The organism is Rhodococcus sp. C3V, assembly GCF_029269915.1.
GTDB classification, from domain to species: Bacteria; Actinomycetota; Actinomycetes; order Mycobacteriales; family Mycobacteriaceae; genus Rhodococcus_F; species Rhodococcus_F qingshengii.
This window is the reverse complement of sequence record NZ_JARJBE010000005.1, coordinates 1-13,236: the sequence shown is the minus strand read 5'-3', so window position 1 is coordinate 13,236 and position 13,236 is coordinate 1. Positions and strand designations below refer to the sequence as shown.

General features: G+C 61.4%; 14 protein-coding genes. 8 read left to right on the top strand and 6 right to left on the bottom strand.

Translation table 11 applies throughout. The features are described from left to right. Nucleotides 1-39 precede the first annotated feature (39 nt). The 4 genes from P3G66_RS14925 to P3G66_RS14910 all read left to right on the top strand — a co-directional run bounded on the left by P3G66_RS14925 (nucleotide 40) and on the right by P3G66_RS14910 (nucleotide 4,482). Nucleotides 40-984 carry a D-cysteine desulfhydrase family protein gene (locus P3G66_RS14925; protein ID WP_214927218.1) on the top strand — a complete coding sequence of 315 codons (945 nt, stop codon included), beginning with the start codon at nucleotides 40-42 and terminating at the stop codon, nucleotides 982-984. Then, entirely contained in the window at nucleotides 981-1,838 is an 858-nt protein-coding gene (locus tag P3G66_RS14920) for an AraC family transcriptional regulator (protein WP_276116778.1), read from the top strand. Before P3G66_RS14925 ends, P3G66_RS14920 begins: the two co-directional genes overlap by 4 nt. 94 nt (nucleotides 1,839-1,932) lie before the next feature. Then, nucleotides 1,933-2,916: an ABC transporter substrate-binding protein gene (locus P3G66_RS14915; RefSeq protein ID WP_030536016.1), complete on the top strand. Its 984-nt coding sequence runs from the start codon at nucleotides 1,933-1,935 to the stop codon at nucleotides 2,914-2,916. A gap of 399 nt (nucleotides 2,917-3,315) precedes the next feature. Further along, nucleotides 3,316-4,482 carry an alkane 1-monooxygenase gene (locus tag P3G66_RS14910; protein WP_030536015.1) on the top strand — a complete coding sequence of 389 codons (1,167 nt, stop codon included), beginning with the start codon at nucleotides 3,316-3,318 and terminating at the stop codon, nucleotides 4,480-4,482. Nucleotides 4,483-4,519: 37 nt separating this feature from the next. On the opposite strand, the gene P3G66_RS14905 is transcribed toward P3G66_RS14910, so the two are convergent. After that, entirely contained in the window at nucleotides 4,520-5,437 is a 918-nt protein-coding gene (locus tag P3G66_RS14905) for a nuclear transport factor 2 family protein (RefSeq protein ID WP_230359150.1), read from the bottom strand. Between the two features lie 32 nt (nucleotides 5,438-5,469). Then, complete coding sequence (locus tag P3G66_RS14900; RefSeq protein WP_065351516.1) at nucleotides 5,470-6,108, bottom strand: NAD(P)H-binding protein; 639 nt, start codon at nucleotides 6,106-6,108, stop codon at nucleotides 5,470-5,472. 167 nt (nucleotides 6,109-6,275) lie between these two features. Between P3G66_RS14900 and P3G66_RS14895 the strand changes: the two genes are divergently transcribed. The 3 genes from P3G66_RS14895 (at nucleotide 6,276) to P3G66_RS14885 (ending at nucleotide 8,605) form a co-directional block, all read left to right on the top strand. Further along, on the top strand, nucleotides 6,276-7,247 hold the full coding sequence (locus tag P3G66_RS14895; RefSeq protein WP_276116777.1) for a serine/threonine dehydratase: 972 nt from the start codon (nucleotides 6,276-6,278) through the stop codon (nucleotides 7,245-7,247). Nucleotides 7,248-7,305: 58 nt separating this feature from the next. Next, entirely contained in the window at nucleotides 7,306-7,707 is a 402-nt protein-coding gene (locus tag P3G66_RS14890) for a hypothetical protein (RefSeq protein ID WP_020971062.1), read from the top strand. 61 nt (nucleotides 7,708-7,768) lie between these two features. Next, on the top strand, nucleotides 7,769-8,605 hold the full coding sequence (locus P3G66_RS14885; protein ID WP_003943056.1) for a DUF1206 domain-containing protein: 837 nt from the start codon (nucleotides 7,769-7,771) through the stop codon (nucleotides 8,603-8,605). A 19-nt stretch (nucleotides 8,606-8,624) separates the two neighbouring features. On the opposite strand, the gene P3G66_RS14880 is transcribed toward P3G66_RS14885, so the two are convergent. The 3 genes from P3G66_RS14880 to P3G66_RS14870 all read right to left on the bottom strand — a co-directional run bounded on the left by P3G66_RS14880 (nucleotide 8,625) and on the right by P3G66_RS14870 (nucleotide 11,453). After that, nucleotides 8,625-9,932 carry a serine hydrolase domain-containing protein gene (locus tag P3G66_RS14880; protein WP_276116776.1) on the bottom strand — a complete coding sequence of 436 codons (1,308 nt, stop codon included), beginning with the start codon at nucleotides 9,930-9,932 and terminating at the stop codon, nucleotides 8,625-8,627. Between the two features lie 82 nt (nucleotides 9,933-10,014). Then, the gene (locus P3G66_RS14875; protein WP_075834620.1) at nucleotides 10,015-10,752 is read right to left on the bottom strand and encodes an SDR family oxidoreductase; all 738 of its coding nucleotides are present in this window, start codon (nucleotides 10,750-10,752) and stop codon (nucleotides 10,015-10,017) included. Beyond that, nucleotides 10,749-11,453, bottom strand: coding sequence for a TetR/AcrR family transcriptional regulator (locus tag P3G66_RS14870; RefSeq protein WP_276116775.1), 705 nt, complete (start codon nucleotides 11,451-11,453; stop codon nucleotides 10,749-10,751). Before P3G66_RS14870 ends, P3G66_RS14875 begins: the two co-directional genes overlap by 4 nt. Before the next feature lie 175 nt (nucleotides 11,454-11,628). Here P3G66_RS14870 and P3G66_RS14865 point away from each other — a divergent pair, with 175 nt between their 5' ends. After that, nucleotides 11,629-12,510 carry a DUF4190 domain-containing protein gene (locus tag P3G66_RS14865; protein WP_047269436.1) on the top strand — a complete coding sequence of 294 codons (882 nt, stop codon included), beginning with the start codon at nucleotides 11,629-11,631 and terminating at the stop codon, nucleotides 12,508-12,510. A gap of 13 nt (nucleotides 12,511-12,523) precedes the next feature. Here P3G66_RS14865 and P3G66_RS14860 read toward each other — a convergent pair whose 3' ends face one another. Continuing rightward, complete coding sequence (locus tag P3G66_RS14860) at nucleotides 12,524-13,072, bottom strand: hypothetical protein (protein ID WP_276116774.1); 549 nt, start codon at nucleotides 13,070-13,072, stop codon at nucleotides 12,524-12,526. Nucleotides 13,073-13,236: the final 164 nt, after the last annotated feature.

Sequence of the window (13,236 nt, the reverse complement as noted above, 5' to 3'; positions counted from 1 at the left end):
GCCCAGCCTGTAGGTGCACGGTCGAACTAGACTCGTCAAATGTTGAGTTCCGCCGTTCCGCCGATCAGCTTGGTCAGTTGGCCGACGCCCGTCGAACCTCTGGCGCGTTGCGCGCAGGCACTCGGATTGGGGCCGGAAGATCTGTGGATCAAACGTGACGACGTCACCGGCCTGGGCGGCGGCGGCAACAAGATCCGAAAGCTGCAGTACACCTGCGCTCAGGCTTTGGCCGTCGGCGCGACGACTCTGATCACTACCGGTGCACCGCAAAGCAATCACGCTCGCTTGACTGCGTCGGCAGCAGCCCGTTTGGGATTGCGTTGTGTGCTGGTGCTCGGTGGTGCCGAGCCGGAATCCGCGCAGGGAAATCTCGTTCTGGATGCACTCGCGGGCGCTGAGATCGTCTGGGCCGGTGGGGACACGGCATCCGCGCTCGACGCCGCGGTGCAGGCCGTCGCGGACTCGGGCGGTGTACCTTTTGTCATTCCCTTCGGTGGTACCAGCGCGGTGGCTGCGCAGGGATACGTGGACTGCGCACGCGAGATCGAACAGCAACTCGCCGGCGTCGATCGCGTCGTGGTTGCACTCGGATCGGGTGGAACGATGGCAGGCCTTGTCGCGCATCTGGGCGTCGACAGAGTTGTGGGCGTCGACGTCGGGGCTGTTGCCGACCCGGTGTCGACTGTCGCTGGGTTGTTGGACGAGATGCCTGGTCCGACCGTGCGAGCCGCAGATCTTCAGATCCTGCGAAACCAAGTTGGACAAGGATATTCGACGCTCACGGAAGCATCAGCCGGCGCGATCCGATGTTTGGCTCGTACTGAGGGCATCTTCCTCGACCCGACGTACACCGGCCGAGCCTTTGCGGGATTGATCCAACTCGTGAAGGACAAAGCCATCACGGCGGGATCAAAAACGGTCTTCCTGCACACCGGTGGGTTGCCTGGCCTGTTCGGACATCCCGAACTGTCGACGCTGCGGTGAGCGAGCAGATCGACTACCCGCTCAGCAGTCCGCTCGACGAACTGTCCGAGTGGCAACGCGTAGTGCGACCGCTGCGCGTCAGTGCCGACGGGTATCTGCGTTTGGCGACCAATCGGCTGTCAGTCGACTCCGACTACACGTGGGAGATGCACCGCCACAGCGATCACGAATTGCTGTGGGCGATCGACGGTGTTCTCGAGGTCCGTACTCCGGAGACTGTGTACACGGTGCCGAGCGGGGTCAGTCTGTGGATCCCGTCCTATGTTCCCCACGAGGTGACGGCGCGTAGCGGCACAGAATTGTCGTGCACGTGGTTGGTGGCATCCGATGCGACCGGGTTGGATCGTGTGGTGGCCTTGTCCACCCCTCCGCTGCTCGAACAAGTACTCGATCACCTCACCCGAGACGACCTGACCGACGCGGCTCGTCGACGAGCCGAGGCGTTTGCCATCGACCTCGTCGAACCTGTTCCGCGACTGATTTTCGATGTACCGCTGCCGACGACGCCGTGGCTTCGGCAGATCGCAGATCAGTTGGTCGCCAGCCCGGCCGACACCCGATCGGTCGAGGAGTGGGCCACCGACGCGAAGGTCAGTACGAGGACACTCACACGAAGGTTTCCGGCCGAGACCGGATTGACCTTCTCGGAATGGCGTATGCGATTGCGGGCTCATCACGCGATGCAACTTCTGGCACTCGGTCGAAGCATCTCGTTTGTGGCGCGGAAGACGGGTTTTCGTTCCGAAAGCGCGTTCGGTGCGGCTTTTCGTCGAACGATGGGCGTGACACCGGGGGAGTTTGCAAGCCTGATCGATCATCCGCGCGCGCCAATGACCGATTGGCTACAGGACTAGTCCGAACAGCGACTCTAAGCGCCTCGATCGGACTTGTGCCGTGCCGCAGAATGAACTTAGGGTTGGCTAAACAATCACCCTGTAGGAGTTCTGCGTGCGCGCAATTCGATCATTTTCTTTCGGTTCCAGAGTCATCGCAGCGGCGGCGGTTGCCGTCGTAGGTGCGATGGTGGTGACCGGCTGTTCCTCGTCGTCGGCCGACTCCGAGCAGACGGACGTCCGGACCGTCGCGTCGGCGTACGGGGACATCGAGGTGCCGGTTTCACCTGAGCGCGTCGTCGCCGCGTCGTACGACACTCCTTGGCAGCTCATGTCTCTCGGAGTGAAACCGGCTGCTGTGCAGGACTACGGCAAGTGGATCAGTGAATTCACGCCGGAGCAGCAGGCCTTCGTCGACGGGCTCCCGACCATCGGGCCTTTCGGGGAAATGAACTTCGAAGCGATCGCTGCGGCGGATCCCGACATCATTGTCGGCGACGCCGACGAGGTGGACCAAGCGGCGTTCGACCGTCTGTCCGGCATTGCACCCACCGTCATCGTCAAGGGAGAGAGCCGAGGCGACTGGAAGAAGATCACCACCGAGCTTGCTGAGGCAATTGGCAAGACCGACGTGCTCGAGTCGACGCGGACTGCTTACGAAGAGAATCTCGAACGTGTCCGTGGCGAGTACGCCGACGTGATCGCGACCAACAAGTGGATTCACATTTCACTCGGAGACGCGCCCGGCGCTTTCTCGGTTCAGCAGCCCACCGGTGCGATCGGCAATTTGGTGGTCAACGAACTCGGATTGGCGTACGGGCCCGGTGTTCCGACCAATTACACCGATGCCGGATACGCGTCCTATCCGATGGAGCAGTTGGCCGACATCCTGAACGGCGTGACGGTCGTGCTGTATCCGCTGAACGCGGACGGGTCGACCAGTGCGGCGGTTCAGGCGGTCCTCGACGACAACCTCTTCACGAGGCTGCCGGCGGCGCAGGCCGGGCACGTCTTCGGATTGCAGTCGAGCGTCACAGACTTCGTGACTGCGAACGGTTGGCTGAACGAAGTGAAAACGAAGGTGTTTGCAACGCTCTGACGCTTGCTCACCTTTTCACTGCGTGCCCGCAACTGACCAGTTGAGGGCGCGCAGTCTTTTTGGTCGCCACTACGAGCGGAAATCCTGTCCTCTGCTTATGATTTCTGTCACTGCCGGTTACCGTTACTTCGACGAGGGCGACGCGGTTCGACCTTGCCTTGGCAGGGATCATCGATCCTCGGCGACGTGCGGAGGTGGTCGCCATCCCCGCAGATCCGTGGGGTATTTTGTCCGTATCTACTGTCGGGGTGAGCAGTGATGTGCGGGGGAGTTTCTGGTGAGTACAAGCGCTCGTGCCGTCTTTCGAGAGCATACCCGTCCGGGCATTAGTTCTGGTTTGCTGAGCGTGAACGGTGCGTGGGGCGAATCGTTCGAGGGGACGAAAGGCGAGATCGGCGAATGACAGCGACTTCCGACGCACGGCGTACCGAATCGAACGCTGTCCAGAACACCGACTCGCCGTCCGGCGAAAATCCGCGCTGGCGCGACCGCAAGAGGTACCTGTGGCCGCTCGGATTGCTGATTCCACTCAGCCCGTTCATCTCCTGGTTTCTCGTCGACAACCTTCGTCTCGGATTGTTCTGGGCGACCGGCGCGTGGCTACTGGTCATCGTCATCCCGATCATCGACATGCTGGCCGGTGAAGACGGCGAAAGTCCGCCGGACGATGCGATCCCACGACTGCAGAAGGACCGCTACTACCGCTGGTGCACTTACGCGTTCCTCCCCTTGCAATACGCCGGTCTGGTCTTCGCCTGCTGGTGCTGGATCAACGCTCCGATGGGAATCGCGGAGAAGATCGCGATGTCGTTCACGGTGGGCGTCGTCGCCGGCGTCGGTATCAACGCGGCCCACGAGCTCGGCCACAAGAGCGAGAAGATCGAACAGTGGCTCGCGAAAGTGGCGCTTGCGCAATCTCTCTACGGGCACTTCTACGTGGAACACAATTTCGGCCACCATGTGCGTGTAGCTACTCCGCAGGACCCGGCCAGCTCACGGTTCGGTGAGAGCTTCTGGAGGTTCTTGCCACGAAGTGTGTTCGGCGGGCTGCGTTCGGCATGGCGCATCGAGAGCGCTCGACTCCAGAGGAAAGGCAAACGAACCTGGAGCTTCGAGAACAATATTCTCAACGCTTGGGCGATGAGTGTTGTCCTCTTCGCGACGCTGATCGGTATCTTCGGTTGGGAGGTCGCGCCCTGGCTCCTGCTGCAGGCAGTTGCCGGATTCACCTTCCTCGAAGCCGCGAACTACCTCGAGCATTACGGCCTGCTGCGTGGCAAGCGTGCCGACGGCTCGTACGTTCGCTGCAGCCCCGCTGACAGTTGGAACAGCGATCACGTCGTGAGCAATCTGTTTCTCTACCAACTGCAGCGGCACAGCGATCACCACGCCAACCCGAAGCTGCGGTACCAAAGTCTGCGTAGCGCGGCCGAAGCGCCGCAACTTCCGGCCGGCTACGCAGTGATGATCGTGATCGCGTGGATTCCACCGCTGTGGCGCCGGGTGATGGATCAGAGATTGTTGGACTACTACGACGGCGACACAGAACGAATCAACGTCGGCTGATCACGTAGCCCTCTCTGAACTGTTCGGAGTTGTCGTCTCAGCGACCGTCGTCCCACACGGTGTTGCCGCTTGCAGTCGTCGACGGGTAGTCCTGGACGGCGTCCCAATGCTCGACGATTTTGCCGTTCTCGTCGAATCGGAAGATGTCCATCGAGCCGCTGCCGGCCGTTCCCCCACCGGACGAAGCGAAGGTCTGAACAAAGACGAAGTCGCCCTCGGCTACCGTCCGTGGAAACTTGGTGGCCTTGTCTCCGGTAACGGGTTCGATCCCGGCCAGTGCGGTGACAAATGCGTCCTTGCCGTCAGCGAACGAGGGGTTGTGCTGGGTGTAGGTCGGACCGACCAGCTGGTCGGCAGCCTCGGTGGCTTTGCCTTCGTTGAAGGCGAGCTGCAGGAACGTCAACGCGTTGGCCGTGTTGCGCTCCAAGACTTCTGACGACTTGGACGGCGACGAGGTGGGTCCGTCGAACATCGTGTTCGGATTCGCGGACGTTTCCGGCACGTCTTGAATGGCATCCCAGTGTTCGACGATCTTGCCGTTGTCGACGCGGAAGATGTCGAACACGGCCTGGCCGCGGTCGCCGGGTGCAGACGTGGTGTGGGACTGGAGGGCAACCAGATCGCCCTCGGCGAAAACGCGAGTGATCTCGGCATGCAATCCGGGTGTGGCCTCGACGTAACCGCCTATGCCGCTGACAAATCCAGCTGCCCCATCGGCGGCGGTGGGGTTGTGTTGGATGTAGACGTCGCCAAGGTATCGGTCGGCGGCTTGCTGAACCTGACGGCCGTTGAACGCCAGTTCGTAGAAATCCGTGACGATGGTCTTGTTGGATTCGAGTTGATCGCCCTTTTCGGCAACAACGCTCGTGGACGTCGTAGAACTGCTGGGCGTTGCGGATTCCGCGTCGTTGGAGCACGCGGTGAGCAGGAGTGCGGCGGCAGCGGGAACAGTCATCCAGGCTGCGCGCCTACGAAGGTTGCTCATATTCAGTGTGCGACGGTGAAACGCTGGCGACGGTGTGCCGGAGTCTCGATCTCGTCGACAAAAGCGTGTGCGTAGTCTTCTCCCGCGATGGCGGAGTTGCCCTCGGCGTCCGTCAGGAGGATGTCGCCACCCACCTGGAAGGATCCCTTCGGAGCGATGCCGGCATGGGCGCCGAATGCCGCGGCCGGGCTCACGTAGAACCAGTCGACATTGCTGTCGGTCGCGCGGAGCGCATCGAGGACGTCGGCGTGAGCGAGTGCCTCACCCTTGTATGCGTCCGGGAAGTCGGGGGTGTCGACGACGCGTGGCCCACCCTCGGAGACCAACAGGCTGCCGGCGCCACCGACTACGGCAATGCGAGCACCGTTGCGTGCGGCGGCATCTGCGAGGGGAGTGACGGCGTCGAGCAGGCGCTTGCCGTCGATCTCGCGAGCGGGGATGGCAACGACAACGACGTCGTTGTCTGCCGTGATCTGCTCCACGATCGTGTTGTCGTGAACAGAACCCTGCACGACATTCGTGTCGGTTCCGGACTGCGCGCTGCGAGCGACGACGGTTACCTCGTGGCCGCGTGAAGCGGCTTCTTTCGCGATTGCGCTTCCTGCAAAACCGTTTCCACCGAATACTGCGATCTTCGACATGGGGTGTGCCTTTCCTTGATGTCGTCGTTGTGCTTGTAGTAGTAAATTTATTCACAGCGAGGTGCATTGTCTCGGTCAGATGCGGGCATTCCTTGGTGAAAAACAGACATCATGATGACGATGGGCCGACTGCTTCGGGTCGACGTTGCGAACCGTAGGGTTGGTACATGACTCTCACCGCCGACAACAATGCAGGTCCAGTGGCAATCGAGCGCTCGGACGTCGAAGCTGCGCGGACTGGTATCGCAGGACTGGCGCGGCGTACTCCGATCTTTCGCTCTGCGCTACCGACGCCACAGGGTGAGGTACCGGTTCTGTTCAAGCTCGAGTACCTCCAGCACGGCGGTTCCTTCAAAGTGCGCGGCAGTCTCAATGCAGTGGAACGAGCGGTCGCCGACGGCACCATGCCCGATGCCGGCGTGGTGATCGCGTCTGGCGGCAACGCTGCAATCGGGGCCGCGTGGGCAGCGCGGCGACGAGGACTCACCTGCACAGTGGTGGTGCCGGAGACAGCGCCTGATGCCAAGGTGAAGGCTCTCGGAGAGTTGGGTGCAACCGTTCACAAGGTAGGCGACCGGTATGCACTCGCTGCTGCCGCTGCGGCGGACATCGCACGCACCAGCGGTGCGCTCGAACTGCACGCCTACGACCTGCCGGACATCGTCAGTGGGGCCGGCACCATCGCTCTCGAGATCGAAGACGACGCATCCGGACCGATCACGTATTGCGTTGCAGTCGGCGGCGGCGGATTGGTCTCTGGAATCGTCGCGGCGGCTCGTCCCGAAGATCACGTGGTAGCCGTCGAGCCGACCGGGGCTGCCACCTTGCGCACCTCGCTCGATGCGGGGCGTCCGGTGGATATCGAAGTGAACAGTATCGCCGGAGACTCGTTGGGGGCTACACGAATTGGTGCCATCGCCTGGGAGACACTGCATGAGAGTTCGGTAGACAGTGTTGTGGTCGAAGATGATTCGATCCGACAGGCGCGGGCATTCCTGTGGCGGGAGTTCCGGATTCTGGTGGAGTTGGGAACCGCAGCAGCATTGGCTCCGGTTCTGAACGGAACGGTGTCGCCGCCGTCCGACGGTGAACTGTGCGTGGTTTTATGCGGAGCCAACACACATCCGACCGACCTGTAATTTCAGCGTATTTGTTTGCCTGCGTGTGAGAAAGTCGCAGGTGGGTACCTCTCGCAGTATGAGTACCAGCAGCATTATCTGGATAATTGTTGCCGTGGTCGTGGTGATAGCGATCGTGGCCGCACTCCTGTGGGTGGCGCGAAACAGGCGTGACGAGCGTCGTCACATCGAGGCAGAACAGATCCGCGAAGACGTCGCAGACAAGTCACTGCAAGTAGGCGAGCGCGAGGCGCGGGCAGAAGAGACAGCAGCCAAAGCGCGCATGGTGCAGGCAGAGGCCGACGCCAAAGCGGCGGAAGCGTCTGCGCTGCAACATCATGCAGCGCAGCATCGGAAAGAGGCGACGAGTTCTCGCGAGGAACTGAACCAGCAACGAGATCATGCAGACACGATCGACCCCAAGGTTCCCAACCCCGAAGAACCGCGGTCGACGCCGGATCAGAACCCTCGAAACCCTTGATCTCGAAACACTTGATGCAGGCGTTCGAGGGAAGCGTCTGCCCGTATATGGTTCGACGATCATGATGAATAAAGAATCGTCACCGCACGACCAGAAGAGCGTTGCGTCCACGGCGGCTGACGTCGCACAGAACAATGTCTTCGAGCGCTTTGCCCGTGCCGGATTCGTCGTCAGCGGTGTGGTTCATCTGCTGATCGGATATATCGCGATCCGCCTTGCTCTCGGTGGATCCGGGTCTGCGGACCAATCGGGTGCGATGGCCGAGTTGGCAGGAAAGCCAGGGGGTGTCTTCGCTCTGTGGGTCGGCGTCGTGGCCTTCCTTGCCATGGCCTTGTGGAGATTGGCCGAAGCTGCGTTGGGAAGCTCGTCGTCGCCGTCCTCTGACGACAAGAAGAAAGAGTTCTTCAACCGCGCAAAGGCTCTGGGCATTTCGCTCGTCTATTTCGGTTTTGCTTTCACTGCATTCGGATTCGCCCGCGGTAGCGGGAAGTCCAGCAGCGGTCAGAGTGCGGGGATCACGGCGCGTTTGATGGAGAACACGCTTGGAACTATCGCATTGGTGATCGGCGGGATCGCGATCATCGCCGTTGGTGTGTACCACGTGTACAAGGGCGCGAGCCAGAACTTCCTCGATGATCTGAAAGGCACACCCAGCAACTTCGTGCGCCGACTCGGAACCGTCGGGTACGTCGCCAAGGGCTTGGCCATCGCTGCAGTCGGCATTCTGGTTCTTCTTGCGGTCAACAGTTCCGAACCCGGCAAGTCCTCCGGACTCGACGGAGCGTTCAAGACGCTGGGCGCGCAGCCGTACGGAGTGGCGCTGCTGATCCTTGCCGGATTGGGCATCATCACCTACGGGCTCTACTGCTTCGTGATGGCGCGCTCGACGAAGATGTAGCGCCTGTAGGCAAGTGGGCCTATCCGAATGACCCGGTCTGGAAGCCGACGTCGCTGCCCGACGAAGTTCCCGTCGAGCTACCGAATATGGGTCGTCTCGGAACCAGATCATGCATCAGGTTCACTGCTGCAGGGTCGATCATCGCCGCATTTCCACCGTTCGCCAGAATCGTGATCGACCAGCCGCTGTCGGGAACCAGCAGGGTGATGCAGTTGGATCCCGAGCTGTCTCCGTTTTTCTTGGCGAACCGTTGTGGGAAGTTCGGCGTCGGGGGTTGGAGCTGCCACGCCATTCCCATTCCGAATGCAGGATTCTCCGGAGCTTGCGTGTCGATCTGCTCGAGCATCGAGGTCAGGACTGGTTTGAGCGGGTTGTTTCCGTAGCCGAGAGTTGTTGCAGCCCAGATCGACATGTCCTCTGCGGTGCTGACCAGCCCACCCCCTCCTGCGATCGCACCCGTGTTGTTCCACAGAGGCGCTCGTGTGCCGTCGAGGTAGTACGGAACGGCAAGGTCGGTTGCTTTGGTCTCGATCACGGTACCCATCATCCCGAGCGGGTCGGTGATTTCGCGGGCGACTGCCGCCGCGAATGGCGGCTTCTCTTGTCCCGGACTGATTTTGTCGGCCATGAGTGTGCCGAGCAGTCCGAACCCGAAGTCCGAGTACAGCCAGTGGCTACCGGGGGAGAACTCCAAGGCGCCGGCGTCTTGGAGTCCTTTCCAGAGCATATTTCTGGTGTACTTCGCCTTCTCGTCCGTGCACGATCGTGTGGGATCGGCACACCCCGCCGAAAGATTGGGCGGGTCGTCGCTCAGCCCGGAACGGTGGGTGACCAGTTGGCGAAGCGTGATCTCCTCGCCGCCGATGCCTTTCGGCAGCGGGTTGCCATCCGAATACTTGCTCGCCAGGTCGTCCAATCCGACTTCTCCCCGAGCGATCAGTTTCGCCAGTAGTGCAGCGGTGAAGGTCTTGGTCTCCGAGGCGATCTCGAATTGCGTTCGTGGAGTGACTCTCACGCCGTTTTCGACGTCGGCCTGGCCGTAGTGGTACGTAGTGGTGACACTCGCCTTGCGGTTCTTCTCATCCGGTTTGACGATAGCGAAGGCAAGGCCGGGAACGCCGCTGTTCAGCAGTGTCTCTGCGACGCGCTGCACCGCTTGGGCTTCCGCAGGATCGCCGACCCGCGAACCTGGATTGGGTGCCGTGGGGCCGGCGGCGCCGGCGGTCGAGGAGGTCGCGAGGGTTATGACCGCGGTTGCCGCCAGCCCTGCAACGCTGATGAACTGCCGTCGTGACGTCCGGGCGGACCCTCGATCCTGGTTATCCATTGTTTGCACATTACAACCAAAGTCGACTGGTTTGACTGTTTTGTCGGAATTGCCAAGGTGTGGTCCTTAGGCGATTGTTTCGCTAAATCACGCCGCCGTTGACGTAGATGACCTGGCCATTGACCCAACGAGCTGGGCCGGCGAGAAACGCGACAGCCTCCGCGATGTCCACCGGTGTGCCGAGGCGTTCCAGGGGAGCCAGCTTGGACAGGTTCTCCACTGTAGCTTCGTCTTTCCCGTCAAGGAACAGATCGGTGGCCGTGGGGCCTGGGGCTACGGCGTTGACCGTGATATCGCGTCCCCGTAGCTCTTTCGCGAGAACCAGAGTGATCGCGTCGACAGCACCTTTGGTGGCGGCGTACGCGGCATAAGTCGGAAATGCCAGCTTCTTCACGGAGGTGGAGAAATTGATGATCGCACCACCGCGCCGGACACGTCTGGCTGCCTGCTGGTCGACCACGAAGGTCCCTCGGACGTTGGTCCGATGCATCCGATCGAAATCGTCGAAGTTCAGTTCTGCGACGGTGGAGAGAATCATGATTCCGGCCGCATGGACGACGACGTCGATGCCCCCGAACTCCTCCTCGACCGTATCGAACAGGGCCGCGACTTCACCTTCGTCGGCGACGTCCGCATGCACCGCTATGGCGCGACCGCCCGCAGCGACGATGGCGTCAGCTGTTTCCTGGGCGCGTTGAATGTTTCCTGAATAGTGCACGGCGACAGCCATTCCGTCGGCGGCGAGCTTCTCGGCAGTCGCTCGCCCGATGCCGCCGGAAGCGCCAGTGACGATGGCGACGCGGGTGGTGGTGTCAGTCATGATGTAACTCCTGAACTGGTTTCGGTTGCATCGGACAGCTTGCGAAGCCACTCTCGTAGTAGGCCGACTTCGTTGGCGGAGAGAGAAGTTGAATCTGCGGCGGCCAGTTGGGCGTCGAGAGTAGATGCAACTCTGTTGAGTGAGGTTTCCGGGTGGACGCCGGATTCGTCGATGATGGACGCGAAGATTCCGTCGCGAACTCGCTGTGACAGCGTCGGATCGGGGTACTGTTCCGGCCTGACGACGAGCATCAGAGCGACGCCCGCATTGGCGGACATCACCATCTGCGTAGCCACGTCGACCGATACGGTCAGAACACCTGCCGCAGCGCATCGTTGGAGAACGGATCGAAGTAGCGCCTGAGCCTGCAGGGCGGTGTCGGCGCTCTGGGCGGAAGGTGAGTGCATCAAGCGGTAGTGAGCGGGATGCGCGAGCGCGAAGGCGGTGTGCGCATCCCAGCCGGCCCGTAGATCGGCAACGGGGTCATCGGAAGGTGTCGCAGCGCGTTTACCTTCGAGGTATTCGAAGAAGCCCGCCTCGACGACGGCTGCGAGCAGACCGTCCTTGTCGCCGAACTGACGGTAGAGCGCGGGGGCGCCGACGCCGGCCATCTCGCACACGGCGCGGGTGGATATGTCGCCGTTGGGGGAGGTGTTGAGCAGCTCGGTTGCCGCGGCCAGAATCTTTGCTCTCGAGCTCATAAAAACAACGCTAACACAACTATGTAATCGTTGCTATCGCCGGTTTGGTCGTGCGAACGAACTACAGACACAGGCGCCAGAACTTGATCAGATGAGTGAGCCGGTCCGGCCACGGTTCTGTGTGGAGTGACGGCTAGAGCCGTTCTGTTCTCACACTCTGAACGAAGGAATCCTGGTGATCGACTCGGAAACTACTGTTGCGCAAAATAATTCGCATTTCGGTTATCTGGGGTGGATTCTGCGGGTCATCAGTGTCGTGGCGTGCGTTGCGGTTGCAACGGTCGTTGTCTCGCTGACGCTCGGGCCGCCATTCGCGCGGGCCTGGGCACAGTGGGTTGCTCGTCATCTAGGTGGGGACTTCGAGACGGGAGTCGTTGTCGGATTTGTGACTGGGCTTCTAGGCGCCGCTGTGACTTTGTTTGCAGCGCTGATGAGTTCGTTGGCGTGGCGGCGTCGCGGTGGCCCGGCATTGTCGCTTGGTGTCGGTGCCATTGCCATGCTTGCCGTTATTCCTGGCGCAGTGAATTTGAGTATCGCGGTCGGTGCAGCAGGATCCGGTGTGAGGGCGGCGGGGAGGATCCTCGACGTCGACGGGCCGGCGTTTCGTGGAGCCTGGATAGCCGGATCTGTGGCGGGGCTGTTGCTGTATATGGCCGCGGCGCTGCTGTTAGGGAGGAGCCTTCGTTCGACGTTCGGGCCTGTCAGGCAGGTGGCGGCACCGCTCCCTGGGGTGGTCGGCTACACCGCCGATGGCCGACCCGTTTTTGCACAAGTGGGCTTCACATCGGACGGGATTCCGGTACTCGCAGATCAACTTGAAGCGCGTTATCCAGCGCGACCAGCGGTCGGCACGAATGCCTTGGCCATCGTCGCACTTGTACTTGGAATCTTCGGTGGAGTTCTTGCTATTCCAGTGGGCCATGTGTCGTTGAACCAGATTCGCCGTTCCGGCGAAAGTGGGCGAGGATTGGCAGTGGCCGGACTCGTTCTCGGTTATCTGTCGCTGGTCGTCGTCGTAGGTGTCGTATTCGTGGCTGTGTCCGCGGCCTATCGATAATTTGGGTCGCGCGTCAGAGTTGGGTGGGCTGGAGTGGCTCGATGTCGGAGGTGCGAGGTCCGAACAGGCCCATAGCCCGGGTGCGAATGGGCGGTAGTGCTTCGTGGATGCTCCCGCCGAGGCGGTGGAGAGAGTTGAACGAGCGTGATTCCCAAACCGGAAACTCTCCGTCGGTGTCGCGTGATGCTGTGTCCCACAGGAGGGCGTCACCGTTTTCGCTCCATCCGAAAACCTGCAGCGAGTCGGGGAGTGACCAATCGCCGTCGGGTTCGATCATCCAATCGAACTCGTCATCCTGTCCTTCTCTGTAGACCGAATGAAGATGGGCGGTGAGGTTGCGGGCGCGCCCTTGCCAGCCGTCCGCAAATCCGGGAAGGACGGGCGGATAGATGAGCCAGAGTCCGAAGGTCCGCGCCCAACCTGCGTGCCTGATGAATGCGCGATATGAATCGGGGAAGCCCTGCCGGTCGGGAAATCGATAGGAATCCATAAGGGCAAAATCGATATGCGCGAGCGTCGGTCGGCCGTCTACCGTCAGCGCGTTGGTTCCCTGTGCAAACACACCCTCAACGCTAGCAATAGGGGATACCGTGCCGCCCTTTCCGGCTATCGAAGCACGCCGGAATGGGTCACCGAGGCGTGTGCTCGGTGACCTCCGGGTTCAGAGTCGTGTGGTGGAGCGGCGGGGTTTCCGGTCGGGGTCGATGCCCGGTGGTGGGATGAACC

What these genes read in the sequence shown, in the direction of transcription:
- P3G66_RS14925 (WP_214927218.1), top strand. Translation starts at nt 40, where the DNA reads ATGTTGAGTTCCGCCGTTCCGCCGATCAGCTTGGTCAGTTGGCCGACG.
- P3G66_RS14885 (WP_003943056.1), top strand. Translation starts at nt 7,769, where the DNA reads ATGATGAATAAAGAATCGTCACCGCACGACCAGAAGAGCGTTGCGTCC.
- P3G66_RS14870 (WP_276116775.1), bottom strand. Translation starts at nt 11,453, where the DNA reads ATGAGCTCGAGAGCAAAGATTCTGGCCGCGGCAACCGAGCTGCTCAAC.
- P3G66_RS14890 (WP_020971062.1), top strand. Translation starts at nt 7,306, where the DNA reads ATGAGTACCAGCAGCATTATCTGGATAATTGTTGCCGTGGTCGTGGTG.
- P3G66_RS14880 (WP_276116776.1), bottom strand. Translation starts at nt 9,932, where the DNA reads ATGGATAACCAGGATCGAGGGTCCGCCCGGACGTCACGACGGCAGTTC.
- P3G66_RS14905 (WP_230359150.1), bottom strand. Translation starts at nt 5,437, where the DNA reads ATGACTGTTCCCGCTGCCGCCGCACTCCTGCTCACCGCGTGCTCCAAC.
- P3G66_RS14910 (WP_030536015.1), top strand. Translation starts at nt 3,316, where the DNA reads ATGACAGCGACTTCCGACGCACGGCGTACCGAATCGAACGCTGTCCAG.
- P3G66_RS14875 (WP_075834620.1), bottom strand. Translation starts at nt 10,752, where the DNA reads ATGACTGACACCACCACCCGCGTCGCCATCGTCACTGGCGCTTCCGGC.
- P3G66_RS14895 (WP_276116777.1), top strand. Translation starts at nt 6,276, where the DNA reads ATGACTCTCACCGCCGACAACAATGCAGGTCCAGTGGCAATCGAGCGC.
- P3G66_RS14900 (WP_065351516.1), bottom strand. Translation starts at nt 6,108, where the DNA reads ATGTCGAAGATCGCAGTATTCGGTGGAAACGGTTTTGCAGGAAGCGCA.